The organism is Streptomyces sp. UC4497 (genome assembly GCF_054871485.1).
Map to the genome: position 1 here is coordinate 161,434 of NZ_JBTYHB010000009.1, position 16,665 is coordinate 178,098.

General features: G+C 71.0%; 15 protein-coding genes and 1 tRNA gene. 10 read left to right on the forward strand and 6 right to left on the reverse strand.

The window, feature by feature from the left end:
- Nucleotides 1-45 precede the first annotated feature (45 nt).
- Together ACYSUO_RS15280 and ACYSUO_RS15285 are read right to left on the reverse strand one after the other, a co-directional pair.
- Nucleotides 46-1,503 (reverse strand): aminopeptidase P family protein, encoded by a 1,458-nt coding sequence (locus tag ACYSUO_RS15280; RefSeq protein ID WP_461776635.1) that lies wholly within the window; start codon nucleotides 1,501-1,503, stop codon nucleotides 46-48.
- Nucleotides 1,504-1,627: 124 nt separating this feature from the next.
- Complete coding sequence (locus tag ACYSUO_RS15285; RefSeq protein ID WP_461776636.1) at nucleotides 1,628-3,136, reverse strand: PP2C family protein-serine/threonine phosphatase; 1,509 nt, start codon at nucleotides 3,134-3,136, stop codon at nucleotides 1,628-1,630.
- A 545-nt stretch (nucleotides 3,137-3,681) separates the two neighbouring features.
- Here ACYSUO_RS15285 and ACYSUO_RS15290 point away from each other — a divergent pair.
- Complete coding sequence (locus ACYSUO_RS15290; RefSeq protein ID WP_461776637.1) at nucleotides 3,682-4,377, forward strand: bifunctional DNA primase/polymerase; 696 nt, start codon at nucleotides 3,682-3,684, stop codon at nucleotides 4,375-4,377.
- 56 nt (nucleotides 4,378-4,433) lie between these two features.
- Nucleotides 4,434-5,147, forward strand: coding sequence for a hypothetical protein (locus ACYSUO_RS15295; protein ID WP_461776638.1), 714 nt, complete (start codon nucleotides 4,434-4,436; stop codon nucleotides 5,145-5,147).
- A gap of 237 nt (nucleotides 5,148-5,384) precedes the next feature.
- Here ACYSUO_RS15295 and ACYSUO_RS15300 read toward each other — a convergent pair whose 3' ends face one another.
- From ACYSUO_RS15300 to ACYSUO_RS15310, 3 genes are all read right to left on the reverse strand, one after another.
- The gene (locus ACYSUO_RS15300) at nucleotides 5,385-6,371 is read right to left on the reverse strand and encodes a DUF5926 family protein (RefSeq protein ID WP_461776639.1); all 987 of its coding nucleotides are present in this window, start codon (nucleotides 6,369-6,371) and stop codon (nucleotides 5,385-5,387) included.
- A gap of 102 nt (nucleotides 6,372-6,473) precedes the next feature.
- Nucleotides 6,474-7,112 carry an ATP-binding protein gene (locus tag ACYSUO_RS15305; RefSeq protein WP_461776640.1) on the reverse strand — a complete coding sequence of 213 codons (639 nt, stop codon included), beginning with the start codon at nucleotides 7,110-7,112 and terminating at the stop codon, nucleotides 6,474-6,476.
- 107 nt (nucleotides 7,113-7,219) lie between these two features.
- Entirely contained in the window at nucleotides 7,220-8,023 is an 804-nt protein-coding gene (locus tag ACYSUO_RS15310; protein ID WP_461776641.1) for a glycerophosphodiester phosphodiesterase, read from the reverse strand.
- A gap of 269 nt (nucleotides 8,024-8,292) precedes the next feature.
- Between ACYSUO_RS15310 and ACYSUO_RS15315 the strand changes: the two genes are divergently transcribed.
- The gene (locus ACYSUO_RS15315; protein ID WP_461776642.1) at nucleotides 8,293-9,744 is read left to right on the forward strand and encodes a S1C family serine protease; all 1,452 of its coding nucleotides are present in this window, start codon (nucleotides 8,293-8,295) and stop codon (nucleotides 9,742-9,744) included.
- 70 nt (nucleotides 9,745-9,814) lie between these two features.
- Nucleotides 9,815-9,899 (forward strand) — tRNA-Ser (locus ACYSUO_RS15320).
- A gap of 86 nt (nucleotides 9,900-9,985) precedes the next feature.
- Here ACYSUO_RS15320 and ACYSUO_RS15325 read toward each other — a convergent pair.
- Nucleotides 9,986-10,879, reverse strand: a complete 894-nt coding sequence (locus ACYSUO_RS15325) for a bifunctional DNA primase/polymerase (protein ID WP_461776643.1) — start codon at nucleotides 10,877-10,879, stop codon at nucleotides 9,986-9,988.
- Nucleotides 10,880-11,251: 372 nt separating this feature from the next.
- Here ACYSUO_RS15325 and ACYSUO_RS15330 point away from each other — a divergent pair, with 372 nt between their 5' ends.
- The 6 genes from ACYSUO_RS15330 (at nucleotide 11,252) to ACYSUO_RS15355 (ending at nucleotide 16,663) form a co-directional block, all read left to right on the forward strand.
- Nucleotides 11,252-11,557, forward strand: a complete 306-nt coding sequence (locus ACYSUO_RS15330; protein ID WP_461776644.1) for a hypothetical protein — start codon at nucleotides 11,252-11,254, stop codon at nucleotides 11,555-11,557.
- Between the two features lie 200 nt (nucleotides 11,558-11,757).
- Nucleotides 11,758-12,957: an acyl-CoA dehydrogenase family protein gene (locus ACYSUO_RS15335; protein WP_461776645.1), complete on the forward strand. Its 1,200-nt coding sequence runs from the start codon at nucleotides 11,758-11,760 to the stop codon at nucleotides 12,955-12,957.
- A gap of 26 nt (nucleotides 12,958-12,983) precedes the next feature.
- Nucleotides 12,984-13,955 carry a bifunctional MaoC family dehydratase N-terminal/OB-fold nucleic acid binding domain-containing protein gene (locus ACYSUO_RS15340; protein ID WP_461776646.1) on the forward strand — a complete coding sequence of 324 codons (972 nt, stop codon included), beginning with the start codon at nucleotides 12,984-12,986 and terminating at the stop codon, nucleotides 13,953-13,955.
- A 1-nt stretch (nucleotide 13,956) separates the two neighbouring features.
- Nucleotides 13,957-15,036: an acyl-CoA dehydrogenase family protein gene (locus tag ACYSUO_RS15345; protein ID WP_461776647.1), complete on the forward strand. Its 1,080-nt coding sequence runs from the start codon at nucleotides 13,957-13,959 to the stop codon at nucleotides 15,034-15,036.
- A gap of 68 nt (nucleotides 15,037-15,104) precedes the next feature.
- Nucleotides 15,105-15,500, forward strand: a complete 396-nt coding sequence (locus ACYSUO_RS15350) for a MaoC family dehydratase (protein ID WP_461776728.1) — start codon at nucleotides 15,105-15,107, stop codon at nucleotides 15,498-15,500.
- On the forward strand, nucleotides 15,497-16,663 hold the full coding sequence (locus ACYSUO_RS15355; protein WP_461776648.1) for a lipid-transfer protein: 1,167 nt from the start codon (nucleotides 15,497-15,499) through the stop codon (nucleotides 16,661-16,663). The genes ACYSUO_RS15350 and ACYSUO_RS15355 overlap by 4 nt, the downstream gene beginning before the upstream one ends.
- The last annotated feature ends 2 nt before the right edge of the window (nucleotides 16,664-16,665 follow it).

Below are 16,665 nucleotides of genomic sequence, written 5' to 3' on the forward strand. Positions count from 1 at the left end.
AAAGACCGCGCCTACGTAGGCGCGGCCTTTCCTTCATGCGAGGTGTCAGCCCTTCAGGCGGGCCATCCACGCCTCGACCTCGTCGGCCTTGCGCGGCAGACCGGCCGACAGGTTCTTGTTGCCGTCCTCGGTCACGAGGATGTCGTCCTCGATCCGGACGCCGATGCCGCGGTACTCCTCGGGCACGGTCAGGTCGTCGGCCTGGAAGTACAGACCGGGCTCGACCGTGAGCACCATGCCGGGCTCCAGCGTGCCGTTCACGTACGCCTCGGTGCGCGCGACCGCGCAGTCGTGGACGTCCATGCCGAGCATGTGACCGGTGCCGTGCAGGGTCCAGCGGCGCTGCAGCCCCAGCTCGAGGACGCGCTCGACCGGGCCCTCGACCAGGCCCCACTCGACGAGCTTCGTGGCGAGCACCCGCTGCGCGGCGTCGTGGAAGTCCCGGAACTTGCCGCCCGGCTTGACGGCCGCGATACCGGCCTCCTGGGCCTCGTACACGGCGTCGTAGATCTTGCGCTGCAGCTCGTTGTACGTGCCGTTGATCGGCAGCGTGCGCGTGACGTCGGCGGTGTAGTACGTGTGCGTCTCCACGCCCGCGTCGAGCAGCAGCAGGTCGCCGGAGCGGACCGCGCCGTCGTTGCGCACCCAGTGCAGCGTGCAGGCGTGCGGGCCCGCGGCGCAGATGGAGCCGTAGCCGATGTCGTTGCCCTCCACGCGCGCGCGAAGGAAGAACGTGCCCTCGATGTAGCGCTCGGACGTGGCCTCGGCCTTGTCGAGCACCTTCACGACGTCCTCGAAGCCGCGCACGGTCGAGTCGACGGCCTTCTGCAGCTCGCCGATCTCGAACGCGTCCTTCACGACGCGCGCCTCGGAGAGGAAGACCTTCAGCTCGTCGTCGCGCTCGGCGGTGACCTTGTCGGTCAGGGCGGCCTCGACGCCGGCGTCGTAGCCGCGCACGACGCGCACCGGTCCTGTGGCCTCGGCCAGCTTGTCGGTCAGCTCGCGCACGTCGGATGCGGGGATGCCGTAGTGCTTCTCGGCCTCGGTGAGGGAGTGCCGGCGGCCCACCCACAGCTCGCCCTGGCCGTCGAGCCAGAACTCGCCGTTCTCGCGGTCGGAGCGCGGCAGCAGGTAGAGCGTGGCGTCGTGCCCACCGGCCTTCGGCTCCATGACGAGGACGCCGTCCTCCGTCTGGTTGCCGGTCAGGTAGGCGTACTCGACCGAGGCACGGAAGGCGTACTCCGTGTCGTTCGAGCGGGTCTTGAGGTTGCCCGCGGGCACCACGAGGCGCTCGCCGGGGAAGCGGGCGGACAGGGCGGCACGGCGGGCGGCGGTCTCGGCGGCCTGTGCGATCGGCTGCAGGTCGTGCAGCTCGGTGTCGGCCCAGCCGGACTTCATGTTCTCGGCGAGCTCGTCGGACACGCCCGGGTAGAGGCCGTTCTTGCGCTGCTTGATGGGCTCTTCGGCCTCCGGGGTCTCCGGATGGTTGAGCTCCTCCGACACGGTTCCTCCTCGACACGGCGGCCCGGTGAAATGCCCTGGATACGGCAGTGGACCCCCTCCATCGTACGAGCGTGAGGAAGGGGGTCCAGGGCCGGAGGGCCTGTTACACACAGCGTCTCGGAGGTCACTCGAAGCGCGCCGCGAGCAGCACCACGTCCTCCTCGCTCTCGGCCGTGTCGAGGCCGTCGGGGAGCACCGAGCGCAGTACGTGGTCGGCGATCGCCCCGGGGTCGTCACGGATCGCCTTGGGCACCCCGGCGGCGGCCGCGTGCAGCCGGGCGAACGCGCGGTCCATGGGGTCGCCGGTGCGGCGCAGCAGGCCGTCCGTGTAGAGCAGCACGGTCTCGCCCGGCTCCGGCGTGATCTCCACGCTCGGCGCCTCCCAGCAGGCGAGCATCCCGAGCGGCGCGGACAGCGTCGTCTCGGCGTACTCGGTGCGCCGCTCGCCGATCACCAGGGGCGGGCTGTGCCCGGCTCCGGCGAGGACGATCTTGCGCTGCGCGGGCTCGCAGTACGCGAACAGGGCGGTCGCGCTGCGCGCCGGTTCGGTCAGGCGCAACAGGAGCTCCAGGTCGGACAGGACCGCCACCGGGTCCTCCCCCTCCATCACCGCGTACGCCCGCAGGGAGGCGCGCAGCCGACCCATCGCGGCGACCGCGCTCGCGCCGGAGCCGCTGACCGAGCCGACCGCGAGCCCGAGCGCCCCCTCGGGCAGCGGCAGCGCGTCGTACCAGTCGCCGCCGCCGCGCGGCCCCGTGCGGTGCCGCGCGGCGAGCTGCACACCGGCGACCCGGGGCAGCCGCGGCGGCAGCAGCTCGTCGGCGACGGTGCGTGACCACGCGCGCGTGCGCTCCAGTTCCAGGAGGCGGGCGAGGTGCTCGGTGGCGTAGCGCGTGTAGAGCCCGATGAGGTGGCGCTGGCGCTCGCCGGGCTCGGCCGGCTCGTCGTAGAGCCAGACGGCGGCGCCCAGTTGGCCGGCCGCCTCGGTGGCGAGCGGCATCGCGTAACTCGCGGCGTAGCCCAGGCGTGCGGCGACCTCGCGGTGGCGCGGGTCGAGTCCGTCCTCGGCGAGCAGATCGGCGTGCGCCTCGGGCTCGGTGCACAGCCCGTCGAGGATCCGTCCGTACGAGGTCGCGCCGCGCGGCACCGTCTCGATGTGCCCGAGGTCGGGCCTGGACAGGCCGAGGCCCACGGTGGTGTCGGGGCCGCGCCCGTCGCCCGGTTCCAGGACGACAAGTCCGCGCCGGGCACCCACCAGGGCGGCTCCGGCGCGCAGCAGTTCGTGCAGTGCGTCCTCGAGTGCGGCCGTGCGGGCCAGCCGTTCCGTGAGTTCGTGCAGCGTCGTGAGATCGGAGACCCAGCCCGCGAGCCGGTCCTGGATCACGGCTCCGGGTGCCACGGCGGAGGGAGTGATCTGCGACACGGCGGGAGCGGGCGTGACGCTGGGGGCGGGAGGGGGAACCTGTCCAGGAGAGGAATCGATTCCAGCCACTTTCGGCAGGCGTGGGGTTGTCATGGCTTCCGGCTTTCCGGCCGGTGCATATTGCTCATTAGCATCGCAAACCCCCATGTCATTCTGCGCCGCCAGCAATGCCTCCACATGTACACGGACTCGTAAGGGGATGTCCAGCATTGTCCCGTTGGGATTCTGGGTGTCTGCCGTGGTCAAGTGCCGTTCGCGCTAAAAACGATCTCTGTTCTCACATGTGATCCACTTCCGAAACCGGGCCGATCTCAAGCCGATCCCGATCGTTCGAAGATGGCCAAAAACCGCCTGGGGGAAGCGTCTATTGCGGTCGACTGGCATTGTTCAGCTGTGGTCGACAGAGCGTCATAGCGGCCGTGATGGGTACGTACTCGGTGAAGACCAGGGGTAGTTGGGATCCGCCCGGAACCTGGTGACGGAACCGGGCGTCATAACCATCGGCGACCGTGTCCCATCCTCCCGTGGCGGAAGCGGCGAGAAATACGCGGGACGGCAAACGCCAGGCGCCGCCACCCCACGCCAGGCTTTTCAAGCACACAGCACGCGCTCGGACTATAGGGGTTCTCCCTGCCTCAGGCCGGCGGATCGGGCTGGGGTGCGGCGCTGCAACACGTACACGCAGTGACTGATCGACACATGGTGTGATGTGGCCCATAGCGTTCTCTTCGGTCTACGGAAAGGAACGAGCGCTCATGCGCGAGATCCTCGGAAGGCGACGCAGGCTCCTGTCCAGGCGTGACAACGGGAAGTCTGACCTGATCAGCGCGGCCCTCACGTTCGCGACAGCGTGGCAGTGGCCGGTCCTGCCGGGCATAGGGCTCGAAGCGGGAGGCCGTCGTGACGGCGTCCGCTGCGCGTGCCCCGACCCGGAGTGCACAGTGCCGGGCGCGCACCCCTTCGACCCGGGGCTGCTCGCCGCGACGACCGATGAGCGCATGGTCCGCTGGTGGTGGACCAACCGTCCCGACGCGCCGATCGTGCTTGCCACCGGTGCCCCGTCCGGGGCTTCCGGGGGGCGCGCACCTTGTGCCGTGAGCCTCCCGGCCGTCGCGGGTGCCCGCGCGCTTGCCGCGCTCGACCGCAGGGACGTCCGGCTCGGCCCGGTGATCGCGACGCCGGAGCGGCTCGCGATCCTCGTGGCGCCGTACTCACTGGAGCAGCTCGGCGAACTCCTGTACGCGCAGGACTTTGTACCCGGTTCGCTGCGGTTCCACGGGGACGGCGGATATCTCGCCCTGCCGCCGTCGGTCTCGGGCGCGGGGCAAGTGCGTTGGGAGCGCGCGCCGCTGCCCGGCTCGGCGGCCCCGTGGGTGCCGGATGTGGAGGCCGTGGTCGGCACGTTGGTCGACGCCCTCACCCGTACGGGTGTGAGCGCGCCCGAGTTGTAGCGGAATCCGGCGCGCGGCGGGCCGGTGGGCGGCGTGTGCGCCGATATCTTCGGCGCATGCCTGCCGCGCCACGCCTCCCCCAGCTCCCGGACGAGATCGAGCGGGAGCGGCCGCGCGCGCGACTTCGACTGTTCGGTCTGCTCGCCGTGGTGGTTCTCACAGCGGCACTGCCGCTGGCGGGCGCGTCCGCGGGGCCGGTGGACGACGAGCCCACGCGACAGACGGCCACCGAGGCCGGCGCCTCCGAGGCCAACGCCACCGAGGCGGACGTTCCCGAGGGCGCCGACAAGACGAACGCCGAGCCGAACGACAAGGCGGACCCCAAGGCGAGCGACAGCGGGGCCGAACGCAGGGGCGGGAACGGCGACGCCAAACCGGCCGAGCAGGACACCGGCAAGCCCGCCCTGCTGACCGGTCTCGGCCTGACCACCGAGGCCCACTGCGGTCCCCAACTGTCCGCCCCTGACGGCATCGAGGCGCAGACCTGCGTGCTCGTCCAGGGGCACGAAACCTGGGCGCGTACCTATTACCGCAACGCGACGGGCTCGGATCTTGCCGCCGTACTGACCCTGATGGCACCCGGCGGACGCACGGTGCAGCTGCACTGTGCCGTGGGTGCGGAGGACGAACCGGGGATGTGCGAGACACCGCGGGGGCGTACGCGGGGAGAGCCCGGCGAGTACACGGCGGTGGCGGAGTACGCGAGGGGCGCGGAAGGACCGCTGCTGCTGCGCTCCGGAAGCAACTCGGCGCCACCGCACGGGGGTTGAGACCCGATGGGCGCTGGGCGCACATGGAAGCGCCCGGTTGCTGGCGACGGGGGATGCACCAGCAACCGGGCTACTTGAACGGTAACAAGAGATCGCCGGTTAGCAAATTCGATCTCTTCTATTCGGACATGGATTTACCTGCAACTACCGGGAGTTGTGACCCGGCTCACCTTGCGGTTCGGAGAGGTGTTCCCGTCCCGATGGGCTGACTGGTCGGTCAGCCACCGAAGCTGTGAATCAGCTGAGCGTCACCTGTCGGTTGGTGAGTCCGCCGCGGGCCCGGCGCTCGTCCGGGGTCAGCGGTGCGTCCGTGGCCAGCGCGGCGGCGAGCCGCTCGGCGAACTCGGCGGCCGGCTTCTCGATGTCCTCCGCCTGCATCGAGCTGGGCAGGTCCCAGACAGGAACGGTCAGGCCGTGCGCCCTGAAGGAGCCCACCAGACGCGTGCCCTCGCCGAGCGAGGACGAGCCCGCCGCGTGCAGCCGCGCCAGCGCGTCGAGCAGCTTCTCCTCCGCGTGCGGCATGACCCACCGGAGGTGGTTCTTCTCCGGAGTCTCGCACCAGTAGGCGCTGTCCACGCCGGAGAGCTTCACCGTGGGGATCGCCGCGGCGTTGGCCCGCTCCAGGGAAGCGGCGACCTCGCCCGACGCGTTCTCCGAGTCCGGGACCCAGAATTCGAAACCGGTGTGGACGATGGGCTCGAAAGTGCCCTCCGGGGCGAGCACGTCCTGAAGGCGCGGTCCGTCGGCCGGAGCGCGGCGGGTCTGCACCGGGTTGCCCGGCTCGGCGGCCAGCGCGCGCAGCAGCGTGTCCGCCAGGTCGCGGCTGATGTCACCGGAAGGCGTGTCGTTCTGCAGGCCGAGCAGGACCGAGCCGTCGTCGCGGCGCAGCGCCGGCCAGGCCATCGGCAGCACCGTGGCGAGCGTGACCGAGGGGACGCCCTCCGGGAGGCCGTCCTTCAGCGTCAGCTCGGCCGTCGCGGCGGGCACCAGCTCGCGCAGCGCGACCCAGTCGCCCTCGCCCGGCAGGCCCTCGAAGGGGCGCTGCACCAGCTCGGTCACGGCGTGCGCGGCGGCCCGGCCGTGGCACGCCTTGTAGCGGCGACCGCTGCCGCACGGGCAGGGTTCGCGGGCACCGACGACCGGGAGGTTCCCGTCAGCGCCTCCGGCGCGGGCACCAGCGGTGACGTGCGGCTTGCCCTTGGTCTGCGGGCGCTTCTTGGCCATCTTGGGTGTCTCCCGGATACGGCTCTCATACGTACGGCGCGAGCCTAGCCGCTCGTACCGACAAGAGGGGGATGCGCCCAACTGGCCGTGCCCGAGCGGCTTTCAGCCCAGGTCGTCGAAAGCGTCCTGGAAGCCCAGGTCGGCCAGGTCCGCGACAGGTGGCGAGGCCACCCGCGAGGCGAAGTCGTCCCGGCGACCGGCCATGGCCTCCGCGTGGACGTCCTTGTGGACGATCACCCAGACGGTGACCTCGCCGCGCATGCCGTCACGTACGCCCCAGTCGTCGGCGAGCGCCGAGATGATGTTGAGCCCGCGGCCGCCGTGCGCCGTGATCGAGGGTGTGGCCGGAATCGGGCGGGTGGGCCCGCCGCCGTCCGTCACCTCGACCGCGAGGCAGCCACGGTCGTCCACGCGCCATGCGGCGCGCACGTCACCGTCGCCGGCCAGATCGTCGCCGAGCGGCCGGCCGTGCCGGCACGCATTGCTCAGCAGTTCGGAAAGGATGAGAACCGCATCGTCGATGACCGTTTCCGGTACGCCGCTCATGCGCAGCTGTTCACGCATGCGACGTCTTGCCGCGCCCACGCCCGCAGGGCCATGGGGTACGGCCATGCTCGACGACGCGGGCACCTCCTGTGCCACCACCAACGCCACCCCCGAGACCTCCTTTGCCCCACGCCACGGTGTGAATGCCCCAATGGACTGGACCGGAAACCGGCCATCCCGCTTCCGGTGACGCACTCGTGACGATCGAATACGGTCCGAACGCGCCGGGGCACACCCTGTGACGGCGTTGGGGAAAGGTGGCCGGATTCAATCCCTGCCGCGGAGCGCGCCGCCGTCGCTGCTCAGGCCCTGCCGAGTCGGCGCAGCACCGCCGCCGGGCGATTGGTGATGATCGCGTCGACGCCCAGGCTCGCGCAGAGGTCGACGTCCTCGAGTTCGTCCACCGTCCAGACGTGAACCTGGTGACCCGCGCGCGCGAGCTTCTCGACGTACCCGGGGTGGCCCCGCACGATCCGGATGCCGGGGGCCGCGATGTGCACGCCCCTGGGGAGGCGCCCTTCGCGGTGGAGGGGCGAGACGAACTGCATCAGGTAGACCGTCGGCAGCGTCGGCGAGGCCTCCTGGACGCGCGTCAAGGAGCGCGCGGAAAAGCTCATCACGCGGACGCGCGAGGGCTCGTCGGGCGCAGGGGCGTCCAGACCGAACCGCTTGAGCAGGAGCAGCAGACGCTCCTCCACCTGCCCCGCCCACCGCGTGGGGTGCTTGGTCTCGATCGCCAGCTCCACCCGGCGTCCCGCGTCGGTCACCAGCTCCAGCAGGCGCTCCAGGGTCAGGACCGAGGTGTCGGCCGCGCTGCCCGCCCAGTCGGGGCGCTCATCGCGGTCCTTCCAGGAGCCGAAGTCGAGCGCGGCGAGGTCCGAGAGCTCCAGGGTGGAGACGGCTCCACGGCCGTTCGACGTACGGTTGATGCGGCGGTCGTGCACGCATACGAGATGACCGTCGGCCGTCAGCCGAACATCGCATTCGAGGGCGTCCGCGCCGTCCTCGATCGCCTTCTTGTAGGCGGCCAATGTGTGCTCGGGGGCGTCCTGAGAGGCACCGCGGTGGGCGACGACCTGAATGCGCTGCTGTTGTGCGAGGGTCACCGCGTCATGGTGCCACCGCGCGGCGGGCGACCAGGAAAAGTTCGGCCCAGCGGATGCGTCCGTTTTGCCGGACGTAAAGGATGTCAGGGGACGCACAGGCTCGTCTTACGGTGGCCTGACGTCCCGTGGGAAAGGCTGACGACGTACAACAGCACAAGTGGACCGTGACAGGACCATGCCGGGACGACGGCGCGCGAGACAGTCGGCGTCCCTGAGCATCCAGACAGGACGGACCGGCGACGACAGCCGTGGATCGAGGAGAGAAAGCTGTGAGCACCGAGAACGAGGGCACTGAGGTTCCACCGGCCCCGTCCGCACCTCCTGTGCCGGTGGACGCTCCCGCTGCTCCCGCGCCGGCTCCCCAGGGGGCCGGACCTGACCCTGCGAGCCAGGAGCCGAGGCCCGCCGAGCACCACGGGGCGCCCGGAGCGCCCGGAGCGCCCGCGGCGTCCTCCATGGGCACCGCGCCGGGTGCGGCAGGACCGGCCCACGGCGGCGACTGGCCGCCCCCGCCGCCCGCCATGCCGGCCTACGCGTCGGGCGGTGGCGGCGGAGGCTGGGGCGCCTCGTACCAGCAGCCGGCGCCCAAGCCGGGCGGCCGGCGCGGCGGCCTGGTCGCCGGGATCATCGTGGCGGCACTGGTCGCGGGCGCGGTCGGCGGCGGCGTGGGCTACTGGGCGGCCGAGCGGGGCGACGGGTCGAGCACCGGTTCGACCACCGTCTCCGCCTCCAACCCGGCCGACCTCAAGCGCGACAAGGGCACCGTCGCGGGCATCGCCGCCAAGGCGCTGCCCAGCACGGTCACCATCGAGGCCGAGGGCAACAGCGGCGAGGGCGGCACCGGCACCGGCTTCGTGTACGACAAGCAGGGCCACATCCTCACCAACAACCACGTGGTGGCGGAGGCCGCCGACGGCGGCAAGCTGTCGGCGACGTTCTCGAACGGCAAGAAGTACGACGCCGAGGTGATCGGCAAGGCGCAGGGCTACGACGTGGCGGTCATCAAGCTCAAGGACGCGCCGGACGGACTGAAGCCGCTCACCCTCGGCAATTCCGACCAGGTCGCGGTCGGTGACTCGACCATCGCGATCGGCGCGCCCTTCGGCCTGTCGAACACGGTGACCACGGGCATCGTCTCCGCGAAGGACCGCCCGGTGGCCTCCAGCGACGGCTCCGGCACCAGCAAGGCCTCCTACATGAGCGCCCTGCAGACCGACGCCTCGATCAACCCGGGCAACTCCGGCGGCCCCCTGCTCGACGGCAACGGGAACGTGATCGGCATCAACTCCGCCATCCAGTCCGCCTCCAGCGGCGGCGGCATGGGCGGCTCGGGCCAGTCCGGCTCGATCGGTCTCGGCTTCGCCATCCCGATCAACCAGGCGAAGATGGTCGCCCAGCAGCTCATCAAGACCGGGGAGCCGGTCTACCCGGTGATCGGTGCCTCCGTCTCCCTGGAGGAGGGCACCGGCGGCGCGAAGATCACCGAGCAGGGCGCTGGCGGCTCCGCGGCCGTCACGGCGAACGGTCCCGCGGACAAGGCGGGCCTCAAGCCCGGCGACGTCATCACGAAGCTCGACGAGCAGCCCATCGACTCGGGACCGACCTTGATCGGCCAGATCTGGACGCACAAGCCGGGCGACTCCGTGAAGCTCACCTACACGCGCGACGGCAAGGAGCACACGGTCGACGTGACCCTTGGCGAGCGCAAGGGCGACAGCTGACCGGTCCCGCGACCCGACCCGCTACCCTGGTCCCGCGCCTCGACGGTTTTCGGAACCGGTAGCGGCGCGGGGTGGGTTGCCCGAGCGGCCTAAGGGAACGGTCTTGAAAACCGTCGAGGCGAGAGTCTCCGTGGGTTCAAATCCCACACCCACCGCGTAGTTGAGCGAGCCCCCGACCCGGGATCAGGGTCGGGGGCTCGCCCGCGTTCGGGGCTGCCGCGGTTCGGACCGGTCGGCCTCGCTAGGGCCCCGCCGTCAGGCGCGCCGCGGAGGCGATCGTGGAGCGGGCCTCGCGCTCCGGCAGGCCGGTGCGCACCGCCGCGTCCGTCAGGGCGTCCGAGAGGGTCTCACCGACGCCGTTCTCGTACGCGCGGCAGGCAGCCCAGAAGAGGCGCGTGTTGCGCTGGCCCTCATGGGCGCTCAGAACGAACTGGACGAGGCCCAGACCGTGTTGACCGGGGCGGCCCGTCATGGGGTGGTGCGCGCGCGGCGGGGGCGTGAGCAGGCGCAGAAGCGCCGGTGGGCAGGGCGCGGGCGGCAGGTGCCCGGTGCCCGGCACCGTGCCGTAGACGCCGTGCTCGGTGCGCGAGCCGGGCCCCACGAGGTAGCCGCCGGCGCCCCGGATGTCGATGCCGGGGGCGAGGCGGCCCGCGGAATTGGGCACCACGGCGTCCGGCGGCCCGGAGAGCCACAGGTGCCGGCCGCCGCTCGGTGTGGCCACGACCACCGTCTCGGGGATCGTGAAGAGATGCCGTAAGGCCAGCTCACGCAGGGAAGCGGAGGAGTCCGTACCGGATTTGGTGTCCAGGTCGACGCCGATCAGGTGGTGCGGGGCCAGGCCGCACGCGATGCCGTAGCCGGTCGCCCGGGGCGCGGCCGCGAAGAGCGCGCGGATACGGCGCGGATCGGTCGAGGCGTCGTACACGCCGTGCCCTGGCAGGCCGCATTCGCCGTGGCAGCGCGGGGCCGTGGGCGGGTCGCTGCGGTGCGGCGAGGGCAGCGCGGGGAGCTTGGTCCTGGCCAGGGGGATGACGGCGAGCCCGCGTTCGGCGGCGGACAGGGCGTGCGCGAGGGCCAGGGTCGCGAGGGACGGGTGTGGTGGGCAGTGGGGCGGGTGCCGGTCCATGGTGGCCATGCCCCCATTTTCGTACAGACGTTCGAAGAAGGGAAGCGGGGCCGGTCATCCGAGGGAAGCATTTACCAAGAATGTGCTGAAACGCTTCGTCGTTTGTGCCGCTTGGGTCGGACTGCTCCCGAGGCGGCACACTCCGGCCTGAGCTGGGGTTTTCCGGGCGTGAAGAGGGTTTATCGACATGTCCTCACGCTTGCGAGCGAATAGCGGCTTCCGGGGTGGTTCGCCGGGGATTCGGTGGGCAATTCTGATCTCGCGACGTCGTGAACATCGCCGAGGCGGTCGGCCAACTGCCTTGGTACATCCCGTACTTAACGGGTGGCCGGACCCCGTCCGAGCGCCCGGAGCGTACTTCCTGTTCCTGGAGGAATAGACATGGCTTCCATCCGTACCGCCCGCGCCATCGCCGCCGTCGCCGCTCTGCCCCTCGCGGCAGCACTCTTCTCCGGAGTGGCCATGGCCGACAACGGCTCCTTCGCGGACAGCGGATCGAACGCGGGGGTGGCGACGGTCAGCGGCAGCGGTGTCGGTGACGACAACTTCGGCAACTCGTCCACGACGCAGCAGCAGGCCGTCGGCAACGGCGCCTCGAACCAGAACAACCAGGCCCAGGTGAACGGCTCGGGCTTCACGGCGATCGACCAGTCGAACGTGAACGTCAACTTCACCGAGCTCTGGTAACCCGCCGGCTCCTGCGCGGCGGGGGTCATTCGTGGGGTGCGTGACAGTCTGCGCGGCGGTGCTTCGGCGCCGCCGCGCAGGCGTTTTTCGCGACTACGTGGACGTGGGGGTGGTGCGGTCGATCTCTTGACACCCACCGGTATCTGACGGACAGTCAGAAACCCTTGTCGGTACGAGGCCAGTCCTGGAGGGCAGCCGCCGTGCACCTCGCCCCCACCGAGCGCCAGCGCGAGCTGCGCGCCCAACTGCGAGAGAGATTCCGTACGTTGATGCCCAGCGGGCCACCGGCGGCCGACGATCCGAGCGGCCAGCGCCGGCTGCTGCGCCGCATCGGTGACGAGGGCCTCCTTGGCCTCGGCTGGCCCGTCGAGTACGGCGGGCAGGGGCGGGGCGCGGACGAGCAGTTCGTGTTCTTCGACGAGGCGTACCGCGCCGGAGCGCCGGTCTCCATGGTCACGCTCAACACGGTCGGCCCGACGCTCATGAAGTACGGGACCGAGGAGCAGAAGGCCTACTTCCTGCCCCGGATCCTCAAGGGCGACCTGGTCTTCGCGATCGGCTACAGCGAACCGTCGGCGGGCACGGACCTCGCGTCCCTGCGCACGCGCGCGATGCGCGACGAAACGAGCGGCGACTGGGTGATCGACGGGCAGAAGGTGTTCACGTCGAACGCGCAGAACGCCGACTGGATCTGGCTCGCCTGCCGGACCGACCCCGAGGCGCCCAAGCACAAGGGCATCTCGATCATCCTCGTGCCGACCGACGCGCCCGGTTTCTCGTGGACCCCGATCGGCACCGTCGGCGGCCTGACCACGACGGCCACGTACTACGACGGGATCCGCGTCCCCGGCTCGAGCCTCGTCGGCGAGGAGAACGAGGGGTGGGGTCTGATCACCAACCAGCTCAATCACGAGCGGGTCGCCCTCGCCGCGATCGGGATGCAGGCCGAGGACTTCTACGAGCGGGTGGTCGAGGCCGCCCGTACCCCCGATCCGGTGACCGGCGAGCGCCGCGTTGACTCGTCCTGGGTCCGGTCCCAACTGGCCGAAGCGCATGCCCGGCTGGCGGCAACGCGCCTGCTCAACTGGCGTTTGGTGGGGGATGTCGGGGCGGGCCGGCTGGCCCCCGGAGACGCCAGCGGCGTGAAGTTCGCGGGAACGGAATCCGCGGTCGAGACGTATCGAATATGTCAGCAGATCGCGGGCGAAGCCGGGTGGGTGAGGGCCGGTTCGCCCGGTGCGTTCGGCGATACGGGGGGCGGTGCGGCGGGTGTGGGTGAGGGCGAGTTGGAGCGGATGAACCGCGCGGCGCAGATCAACACCTTCGGTGGCGGGGTGAGCGAGGTGCAGCGCGAGATCGTGGCGACGATGCGGCTCGGGATGCGGAGGGGGAAGCGGTGAGCGCGGGAGTTGCGGGTCAGGAGTTCATGGGGCACGAGCCCTTGGCGTACGAGAAGTTGAGGACCTTCGAGGGGCGGGTCGCGGCCACCGAGGCCGAGGGCCTCGACCCGGTGAACGCGCCGATGATCCGGCACTGGTGCGAGGTCATGGGCGATACGAACCCCGCCTACCAGGGGCCGGACGCGATCGCGCCGCCGACCATGCTGCAGGCCTGGACGATGGCGGGTCTGAGCAGCTACGAGGGGCGCTCGCCGGCCCACGACGAGCTGTTCGCGCTCCTGGAGGGGGCCGGGTACACCTCGGTCGTCGCCACCGACTGCGAGCAGGAGTATCTGCGGCCGCTGCGACCCGGTGACGTGATCACGTACGACTCGGTGATCGAGTCGGTCTCGCCGCTGAAGACGACGAAGCTGGGCACGGGGCACTTCATCACGACGCGGATGAACGTACGGGTGGGTGGGGAGATCGCCGGGACGCATCTGTTCCGGATCCTGAAGTACACGCCGGCCAAGCGGAGTTCGAATTCGAAAGACGCGGCCACGAAGAAGGACAAGCTCCGGCGGCCGCGCCCTGTGATCAACAGGGACAACGCCGGCTTCTGGGAGGGCGTCGCGGACCACCGGCTGCTCATCCAGCGCTGCCGCGCGTGCGAGACGCTGCGCTTCCCCTGGCTGCCGGGGTGCAACACGTGCGGCGGGCAGGAGTGGGACACCGTCGAGGCGAGCGGCGAGGGCACCGTCTACAGCTACGTGGTCATGCACCACCCGCCCTTCCCCGCCTTCACTGTGTCTGATCATGGTGCTGACGCACCGGGTCCCTACGCGGTGGGGCTCATCGAGCTGGCCGAGGGCGTGCGCATGGTGAGCAACGTCGTGGGCGTGCCGAGCGACAAGGTGCGGATCGGGATGCCCGTACGGCTCGAATACCTCGCTGTGGACGACGAGTTGGAGCTGCCCGTCTTCCGGGTGGTCGACGAGGCCGAGGGCGGTGAGGTCTGACATGGACTTCACCCCTACCCCCGAGCAGGAGGCGGCGCGGGAGCTCGCCGCGCGGATCTTCGGGGATCTGTCCACGCCGGAGCGGCTCGCGGGCCTCGGCGGCGGCACGGACGGCGAGCTCTGGAAGGAGCTGGGCGCGGCGGGCCTCGCGGGCGCGGTGGAGGAGACCGGGCTGCTCGGGCTCGTCCTGATGCTGGAGGAGCAGGGCAGGACGACGGCGCAGGTGCCGTTCGCCGCGAGCTGTGTGTACGGCCTCCTTGCGGTGGCGGCGCACGGTACGGACGAGCAGCGGGAGCGGCTGCTGCCGGGGCTTCGGGACGGTTCGGCCGTGGCGGCGGGGGCGTTTCCCGCGCGCGGTGGGATCGTGGTGGACGCCCTGCCGGGCGGGCGGGCGCGGCTGAGCGGGGCCGTGCCGTGGGTGCCGTGGCTGCGGGACGCGACGCACGTGCTGGTGGCAGTGCGGGGTGAAACCGAAAAAGATGTCCACAGCCTGTGGATAGTGCGGGCGCAGGACGCCGGGGGCGAGCCGGTCGAGCTGACGGCGCCCTGGTCCGCTGGGCGGCTCGTGCTCGACGGGGTGGAGGCCGAGCGGATCGGCGGACCCGAGGCGTACGGGGACGTGCTCGCGGCCGCGCGGACCGCCTTCGCGGGGCTGCAGGCCGGGGTCTGCGCGGGATCGCTCGACCGGGCCGTGGAGTACACGAACGAACGGGAGCAGTTCGGCAGGCCGCTCGCCGCCAAGCAGGGCGTCCAACTCCGCGCGGCGGAGGCGTACATGGACATCGAGGCGATCCGGGTCACCGCGTACGAGGCGGCCTGGCGGCGCGACGCCGGGCTCGACCACGAGAGCCATGCGCTGACCGCGGCCTGGTGGGCCTCGGAGGCGGGCAAGCGCGTCGTGCACACGGGCCAGCATCTGCACGGCGGCATGGGCGCCGACCTGGACCACCCGGTGCACCGGCACTTCCTGTGGGGCCGGCAGCTGGACGGATATCTGGGGTGCGGCGCCGAACTCCTGGAGGAGCTGGGCGAAGTGATCGCGTCGGGAGCGGGCGCGGCCGATGGAGGGGAGGCCGCATGAAGGCCGGAGCACGGTTCGGGACGAAGGCCGGAGCACGGGTCGAGATGAAGGCTGGAGCACGGGTGGAGATGAAGGCGGGGGACGAGCTGGAGCCCTTGACGATCCCGATCACCCGGACGCTGATCGTCTCCGGGGCGATCGCGTCCCGCGACTACCAAGATGTGCACCACGACGCGGAGTTGGCGCAGCAGAAGGGCTCCCCCGACATCTTCATGAACATCCTCACGACGAACGGCCTGGTGGGGCGCTACATCACCGACCACTTCGGGCCCGACGCCGTCCTTCGTAAGGTCGCGATACGGCTCGGGGCGCCCAACTATCCGGGCGACAACATGGTGTTGAGCGGCACGATCGCCGAGGTGAAAGGCGACACGGCACAGGTGAAGGTCGTCGGCAGGAACGGCATCGGCAACCACGTCACCGGCACGGTCACGGTCACCGTCCCCGAGGGGAGCGCGGCATGAGCGTGCGCGGCAAGGACCGGCTCGGCGGGCAGGCCGCGATCGTCGGCATCGGCGCCACGGAGTTCTCCAAGGACTCGGGACGCAGCGAGCTGAAGCTCGCGGTGGAGGCGGTGCACGCGGCGCTCGACGACGCGGGCCTGACCCCGTCCGATGTCGACGGTCTCGTCACGTTCACCATGGACACCAACCCGGAGATCACCGTGGCGCAGGCCGCGGGCATGGGGGAGCTCTCCTTCTTCTCGCGGGTGCACTACGGAGGCGGCGCGGCCTGCGGCACCGTGCAGCAGGCGGCCCTCGCGGTGGCGAGCGGCGTGGCCGACGTGGTGGTCTGCTACCGGGCCTTCAACGAGCGCTCGGGCAGACGCTTCGGCTCCGGCGTGCAGCACAGGGAGCCGTCGGCGGAGGGCGCGGCACTCGGCTGGAACCTGCCGTTCGGGCTGCTCACCCCGGCGTCCTGGGTGGCGATGACGGCGCAGCGCTACCTGCACACGTACGGGCTGACGCCCGAGGCCTTCGGTCATGTCGCGGTCACCGACCGCAAGTACGCGGCGACGAACCCGGCGGCGTACTTCTACGAGAAGCCGATCACGCTCGCCGACCACGCGGAGTCCCGCTGGATCGTCGACCCGCTGCGGCTGCTCGACTGCTGCCAGGAGACGGACGGCGGGCAGGCGATCGTCGTCACCAGTGTGGAGCGGGCCCGCGATCTGCCGAACCCGCCCGCGGTGATCCGGGCGGCGGCGCAGGGCGCGGGCCGCGCGCAGGAGCAGATGACGAGCTTCTACCGGGACGAGCTGACGGGCCTGCCCGAGATGAGCGTCGTGGCGCGGCAGTTGTGGCGCACGGCCGGGCTCGGCCCCGACGGGATCGACGTGGGTATCCTCTACGACCATTTCACGCCGTTCGTGCTCATGCAGCTGGAGGAGTTCGGCTTCTGCGCTCCGGGCGAGGCGGCCGGGTTCGTGGCGGAGGAGAGGCTGCCGCTCAATACCCATGGCGGGCAGTTGGGCGAGGCGTATCTGCACGGTATGAACGGGATAGCGGAGGGCGTGCGACAGGTGCGCGGCACGGCCGTGAACCAGATACCCGGCGCGGCTACGGCGCTGGTCACGGCGGGCACCGGGGTTCCCACGTCGGGTCTTGTCCTCGGGGCGGACGGCTGAAC

Excerpts from the sequence above, each read along its gene's own strand:
- ACYSUO_RS15350 (WP_461776728.1), top strand. The coding sequence starts at position 15,105 with ATGAAGGCGGGGGACGAGCTGGAGCCCTTGACGATCCCGATCACCCGG.
- ACYSUO_RS15325 (WP_461776643.1), bottom strand. The coding sequence starts at position 10,879 with ATGGCCACCATGGACCGGCACCCGCCCCACTGCCCACCACACCCGTCC.
- ACYSUO_RS15290 (WP_461776637.1), top strand. The coding sequence starts at position 3,682 with ATGCGCGAGATCCTCGGAAGGCGACGCAGGCTCCTGTCCAGGCGTGAC.
- ACYSUO_RS15330 (WP_461776644.1), top strand. The coding sequence starts at position 11,252 with ATGGCTTCCATCCGTACCGCCCGCGCCATCGCCGCCGTCGCCGCTCTG.
- ACYSUO_RS15295 (WP_461776638.1), top strand. The coding sequence starts at position 4,434 with ATGCCTGCCGCGCCACGCCTCCCCCAGCTCCCGGACGAGATCGAGCGG.
- ACYSUO_RS15355 (WP_461776648.1), top strand. The coding sequence starts at position 15,497 with ATGAGCGTGCGCGGCAAGGACCGGCTCGGCGGGCAGGCCGCGATCGTC.
- ACYSUO_RS15300 (WP_461776639.1), bottom strand. The coding sequence starts at position 6,371 with ATGGCCAAGAAGCGCCCGCAGACCAAGGGCAAGCCGCACGTCACCGCT.
- ACYSUO_RS15340 (WP_461776646.1), top strand. The coding sequence starts at position 12,984 with ATGGGGCACGAGCCCTTGGCGTACGAGAAGTTGAGGACCTTCGAGGGG.
- ACYSUO_RS15345 (WP_461776647.1), top strand. The coding sequence starts at position 13,957 with ATGGACTTCACCCCTACCCCCGAGCAGGAGGCGGCGCGGGAGCTCGCC.
- ACYSUO_RS15285 (WP_461776636.1), bottom strand. The coding sequence starts at position 3,136 with ATGCTGGACATCCCCTTACGAGTCCGTGTACATGTGGAGGCATTGCTG.